This window comes from Pseudomonas sp. P4_C3 (assembly GCF_056402075.1).
Map to the genome: position 1 here is coordinate 1 of NZ_JBFUIC010000693.1, position 927 is coordinate 927.

The 927-nt window shown below is 59.9% G+C and carries 1 protein-coding gene and 1 pseudogene; both read left to right on the forward strand.

The annotated features are described in order from the left end of the window. Window positions 1-354: 354 nt before the first annotated feature. Entirely contained in the window at window positions 355-774 is a 420-nt protein-coding gene (locus tag AC1DVH_RS31830) for a hypothetical protein (RefSeq protein WP_477757127.1), read from the forward strand. Beyond that, window positions 752-927, forward strand: a pseudogene (locus AC1DVH_RS31835) (IS5/IS1182 family transposase); the annotation flags it as partial. The gene AC1DVH_RS31830 and the pseudogene AC1DVH_RS31835, both read left to right, overlap by 23 nt.

A 927-nucleotide genomic window follows, 5' to 3' on the forward strand; every position in this document is an offset into this window, starting at 1 on the left:
CTTCTGCCCCTTTCGTTCGGTGCCTCGCCTAGGCTCGGCATGCCCTCGCTCCGGTCCTGCTCCGTGGGCCCGCCGCGATCGGCCATCCATGGCCGTGCGCGGCTAACCCGGCATCCATGCCGGGTTGCCCACTGCGCAGAACCTCCACTCGGCCTCACGAGGGGGCGGTGCGTCAAGATCAAAAGCTGCAGGCGAGCTAACGCTCGGCCTGTTGCGTGGTGAAAAGCAGAGCGGATATGTCTGAATTTTTGTGGGAGCTGGCTTGCCTGCGATGGCGACCTGTCAGCCGGCCCATCTTCCCCGAATGTACCCAGTCCAAGTGTGGGAGCGAGCCTGCTCGCGAAGCTGTTGATCTTGCCGTTGCTGTTGCTGTTGCTGTTGCTGTTGCTGTTGCTGTTGCTGTTGCTGTTGCTGTTGCTGTTGCTGTTGCTGTTGCTGTTGCTGTTGCTGTTGCTGTTGCTGTTGCTGTTGCTGTTGCTGTTGCTGTTGCTGTTGCCGTTGCCGTTGCCGTTGCCGTTGCTGTTGCTGTTGCTGTTGCTGTTGCCGTTGCCGTTGCCGTTGCCGTTGCCGTGGCTTTGGCTTTTGATCTTGATCTTGATCTGCCGCCCCTTTCCCAGAGGCCGAACGCAGGCGTTGCGTAGGGGGCACCGCGGCAAGGATGCCGCGGTAGCCGCCCCCGGCCCAGAGTGTGTCAAAACGCCAAAGCCAACCCTTGCTATGATTGCCCCGGATTTCATCGCAAGGGCTGCCCATGAAACGCTTCATTCAAGGTGAACACCGAGGTCAAAGGACCCTGCTCCCCGAGAGCCTGGACGATTACGTCAGCGACACTAATCCGGTGCGCGTTGTCGATGTCTTCGTGGATGAACTCGACCTGATCACCTTGGGTTTTGAAAGCGCTGTCCCTGCTGAAACTGGCCGACCGGC